The organism is Yoonia sp., assembly GCF_965660735.1.
Lineage (GTDB): Bacteria > Pseudomonadota > Alphaproteobacteria > Rhodobacterales > Rhodobacteraceae > Yoonia.
In genome coordinates this window covers 1-4,498 of sequence record NZ_CBFIBD010000070.1, presented here as the reverse complement: position 1 = coordinate 4,498, position 4,498 = coordinate 1, and the positions used below count along the sequence as shown (strand labels likewise).

5 protein-coding genes are annotated in these 4,498 nt (G+C 62.1%); 3 read left to right on the top strand and 2 right to left on the bottom strand.

Annotated features, from left to right (window positions below; all coding sequences use genetic code 11):
• Positions 1–55: 55 nt before the first annotated feature.
• Positions 56–838, bottom strand: coding sequence for an MBL fold metallo-hydrolase (locus ACTG4B_RS15245; protein ID WP_439156554.1), 783 nt, complete (start codon positions 836–838; stop codon positions 56–58).
• 129 nt (positions 839–967) lie between these two features.
• Positions 968–1,711: a DsbA family protein gene (locus ACTG4B_RS15240; RefSeq protein WP_439156553.1), complete on the bottom strand. Its 744-nt coding sequence runs from the start codon at positions 1,709–1,711 to the stop codon at positions 968–970.
• Positions 1,712–1,830: 119 nt separating this feature from the next.
• Between ACTG4B_RS15240 and ACTG4B_RS15235 the strand changes: the two genes are divergently transcribed.
• From ACTG4B_RS15235 to ACTG4B_RS15225, 3 genes are all read left to right on the top strand, one after another.
• Positions 1,831–2,976: a pyridoxal phosphate-dependent aminotransferase gene (locus ACTG4B_RS15235; protein ID WP_439156552.1), complete on the top strand. Its 1,146-nt coding sequence runs from the start codon at positions 1,831–1,833 to the stop codon at positions 2,974–2,976.
• On the top strand, positions 2,976–4,127 hold the full coding sequence (locus tag ACTG4B_RS15230; protein WP_439156551.1) for an N-acetylmuramoyl-L-alanine amidase: 1,152 nt from the start codon (positions 2,976–2,978) through the stop codon (positions 4,125–4,127). Before ACTG4B_RS15235 ends, ACTG4B_RS15230 begins: the two co-directional genes overlap by 1 nt.
• A gap of 126 nt (positions 4,128–4,253) precedes the next feature.
• The coding region (locus ACTG4B_RS15225) for a hypothetical protein (RefSeq protein ID WP_439156555.1) at positions 4,254–4,498 on the top strand (245 nt) is incomplete at its 3' end.

Below are 4,498 nucleotides of genomic sequence, written 5' to 3'. Positions count from 1 at the left end.
ATCCCTGGCCGGTGCGGCAGTGTTGGGCGGGGTTATCCCCGCCCCGACTGGGCCCTTATGACGGCATCACGCCGTCGTACCAGTTTCCGATCTTGACCTCGGTCTGGCCCGTCACCAGTTCCGCGAAATCGCGGGGGTCCTGGGTGCCGTTGTCCCGGCCGCGATAGTGATAGGGATAGACATAGGTGGGCGCGAATGCGTTCACGGCGGATGCGGCGGCTTCCATGCCCATGGTGAAGGGCAGGTTCATACAGACGAAGGCAACGTCGATATTCTCCAAGCTGCGCATCTCTGGAATGTCCTCGGTGTCGCCCGAGATATAGACGCGCAGTCCGTCGACGGTCACGACATAACCGTTGTCGCGCCCCTGCGGGTGAAAGTTCAGGCGCTCCTCTGTGGTGTTATACGCCGGAATCGCGTCGATCATCACGTCGCCCGCGCTGGTACTTTCGCCGTTGCTGATCGACGTGGCACGCGCCTGCAGGTCGGCGGGTAGCATGTCATAGACTGCCGGGTTCACGATCAGCGGGGTGGCGTCCCCCGCCAGTGCTGCCAGCGTATCGGCATTATAGTGGTCGCCGTGTTCATGGGTGATCAGGATCAGATCGGGCGCTGGCAGATCGGCATAGTCACCGGCGTCCCCGACCGGGTCCACATGGATCGTGCCGACGGGGGTTTCCATCACGAATGATGCATGGGCGATGGGGTGAACGGTGACCTGACCATTGGCGGTCATAAAGGCATCAGCCGCATGTGCAGCCGCATGCAGCCGGAAGGGCAGCAGTGTGGTCGTGCCAAGTGCAGCAGCACCGGTGAGAAATGTGCGACGTGTCGTCATTTTCAGCATCCTTTTTTGATTACGATTACCACAAAAGTAGCTCTGCCGAACGCCACGTCCACATGGGCGCGCTTTGCTTTGATGAACACGCGGCCCTGCGCAGATGCACAAAGCCAGGGCCGCCGCGCCTTACTCTGCCCGCAGCGCCGCGACCAGTTGTTCCATCTGCGCGCCCTGCACATAGCCGCGCACAAGCTGGTCCTCGAACACGAATGTCGGGGTGCCGGTGATTTGCATGGCATCCGCCAATGCGCGGTTTTCGGCGATGATCGCGGTCACCGCATCGCTGTCCATCTCTGCGGTGATGGCTGCCATATCCAGCCCAAGCGCATCGGCCACCCGCACCAGTGCCTGTCCGGTGACGTCGCCGGTGAATTCCATCAGCGTGTTATGTACGTCCTTGTACGCGGCATCACCCGCAACGATCTGCGTGGCAATGGCAAAGCGAGACGCCAGCACCGATTGTTCGCCAAGGATCGGAAATTCCTTGATGATGTAACGGATATTGCCATCGCCCGCGACCAGTGCCTCGACCTCGGGGAAGGCGCGTTTGCAGTAGCCACAGCGGTAATCCATGAATTCGACAACGGTGATATCCCCGTCAGGGTTACCGCCCACAAACGAATGACCGTCATTGAAGATCGCATCGCTGTTGGCGCTCACCAACGCGGCATCGTTGCCGACCTGCGCCTGTTGCTGGCGTTCCTGCAGCACGCCGATCGCTTCTTGCAGCACCTCGGGGTTTTCCAGCAGATAGGCCCGCACCTCGGCGCGGAATGCCGTGCGTTCTGCAGGCGTCATCGCGTCCAGATCCAAAGCGGCGGCAGGGCCGGCCAAGGCAAGTGTCAGGGGCAGGGCAAGGCGAAGTTTCATGAATATCTCTCTTTATCGGTGTCGGCAGTGACAGACCATATCTGACCTGTGATGCCAAGATGCATTGACGTCACAGGGGCAGGACAGGCAAACATGGCTCAAACCATAAGAGGCAGCAGATGCGACATTCAACCCGCGGGGACGTTGATCCCTTTATTGTGATGGATGTGATGGAGGCCGCCCGCCAAGCCGAGGCGGAGGGCCGCCACATCATCCATATGGAGGTCGGTCAGCCCGGCACCGGCGCCCCCGCGGTCGCGCGCGCGTTACTGGCTGAAGAGTTGGCCAATCCGCTGGGCTATACCGTGGGCCTTGGGTTGCCGGAATTGCGCGCGCGCATCGCGCAGCATTATGGCGACTGGTATGGTGTCGATCTTGATCCGGCGCGGGTGGTGATCACCAGTGGGGCGTCGGGCGCGTTCCTGCTGGCGTTTTCGGCGCTTTTCGACAATGGCGAACGGGTCGGGCTGGGCACGCCCTGCTATCCGTCATATCGCCAGATCCTGCGGGCCGTGGGTCTGACGCCGGTGGATATTCCCACAACGCTGGATCAGCGGTTCCAGCCGCAACCAGGTGATGTGGCGGCCTATGACCTGGCTGGGCTGATCGTGGCATCACCTGCCAATCCCACCGGCACGATGCTGGATGCGCCTGCACTGACGGCGCTGGCCGCGGCCTGTGCCGCCCGTGATGCAGCACTGATCTCGGACGAGATTTACCACGGGATCGACTATGATACGCGGCCTGTGACGGCACTTCAGGTCACGGATCAGGCCTATGTCGTCAATTCCTTTTCCAAGTATTTTTCGATGACCGGCTGGCGCGTTGGCTGGATGGTGGTGCCGGATGACCACGTGCGCCGCATCGAACGGCTCGCGCAGAACATGTTCATCTGCGCCCCCCATGCGTCCCAGCGGCTCGCACTCCATGCGATGGATTGCACCGCAGAGCTTGAGGCGAACAAGGCCGTCTATGCCACCAACCGCGCGCTGATGATCGACGGGCTTAAAGCCGCGGGGCTGGACAGCTTTGCGCCACCGGACGGGGCGTTCTATATTTATGTGGATGTGTCAGCCCATACCGACGATGCCCGCGCCTTTGCCGCCGAAATTCTGGACAAAGCCGGTGTGGCGGTGACGCCGGGGCTGGATTTCGATGCAGCACGCGGACAGGGTTGGTTGCGGTTTTCCTATGCGCGATCGACGGAAGACATCCGGCAGGGGCTGGACAGGCTGGTGGCGTTCATGACGGCACGCAGCCCATGATGCGGGCCTTGCTGGTGATGTTGTTGCTGGCCACGGGGGCAGCGGCACAGGTACAGGTTGACCCCGCGCGCAGCACCGTTGCGGACGGCTGGCGCAGTCTGCGCATCGCTTTGGGCCTGTCCGATCTGGTGCCTTACCGGGTGTTTACGCTGGATGATCCCCGCCGTCTTGTGCTGGATTTTCAAGGGGTGCAGTGGGACGGGACCGCCCCTGAGGCCTTGCTTGATCCGGGGCGCGCGACGGCCCTGCGAATTGGCCCGATGCGGCCGGGCTGGTCGCGGATGGTGGTCGATCTGGCCGAACCGCTGGCTGTGACAGCGGTCGAGATGCGCAGCACCGATGCGGGCGCTGATCTGACCGTTCTTTTGCGCCCTGTCAGTGCGGTGGAATATTCCGAACGCGCCGGCGCGCCGCCTGATCCCGGTTGGGACGCACTGGCAGATATAGACCCGGTTTTTCCCGATCCCGCCCCTGATGACGTGTTCACCGTGGTGATTGATCCCGGTCATGGCGGCATTGATCCGGGTGCCGAACGCAGCGGTGTCCGCGAGGCTGATGTCATGCTGCTGCTGGCGCGCGAGGTCGCGATGGCGCTTGATGGGATCGACGGGGTGCAGGCGGTGCTGACGCGACGGCAGGATGACTTTGTTTCCTTGTCAGGACGGCTCAGCATTGCGCGTGCGGCAGGGGCCGATCTGTTTATCTCGCTGCATGCCGATGCGCTGGAAGAAGATGCGGCCATGGGCGCATCGGTCTACACGCTATCGACCGGTGGCGGCGATGCGGCATCTGCGCGGATGGTCGAACGGCACGAACGTGGTGATCTGCTGGCCGGAGTCGATCTGGACGCGACAGGCGACAGGGTGGCGACGGTGCTGATGGATCTGGCGCGTGCCCAGACCGGTCCGCAGGGGCGCCGATTTGCCGATGTGCTGGTCTCAGCAATGAATGACGCGGATGTGCCGTTGAATACGCGTGCCTTGCGACAGGGGCAGTTGGCGGTGCTTGCGGCGGCGGATTTTCCAGCCGTGCTGGTCGAGGCGGGATTTTTATCCAACACCCGTGACCGTGCCCTTTTGGCAAGCCCGACGGGGCGCGCCCGCATCGTGCAGGCCATGACTGCTGCTGTGACGGACTGGACGGCGCGCTAGGCGGGCCGCGGTCATCAAGACGTGATCGCTGCGGGGGTATCTCTTGGCCGATACACCCATATGCGTTTTGACGACTCCGCGCGCCCCGCGTATAAGGGGCAGACCCAGACAGGACAAAACCATATCGTGTTGCGCTTCATTCTATCATTCTTCGGCGGGATATTCACGCTGTTGACCCTTGGCATTGTTATGGGGGCGCTGACCTTGGGCGGCGTTTTCTATATGTATGGGCGCGACTTGCCCAGCTATGAAACGCTGTCACAATACACCCCAAAGACAATCAGCCGGGTGTATTCCGGCGAAGGTCGGATCATGGATGAATTTGCCGAGGAACGCCGCCTGTTCACCCCGGCCGAGGAGATTCCCGATAT

Bases quoted from the DNA above. Each gene is read 5' to 3' on its own strand.
- ACTG4B_RS15245 (WP_439156554.1), bottom strand. From the start codon at position 838: ATGACGACACGTCGCACATTTCTCACCGGTGCTGCTGCACTTGGCACG.
- ACTG4B_RS15240 (WP_439156553.1), bottom strand. From the start codon at position 1,711: ATGAAACTTCGCCTTGCCCTGCCCCTGACACTTGCCTTGGCCGGCCCT.
- ACTG4B_RS15235 (WP_439156552.1), top strand. From the start codon at position 1,831: ATGCGACATTCAACCCGCGGGGACGTTGATCCCTTTATTGTGATGGAT.
- ACTG4B_RS15230 (WP_439156551.1), top strand. From the start codon at position 2,976: ATGCGGGCCTTGCTGGTGATGTTGTTGCTGGCCACGGGGGCAGCGGCA.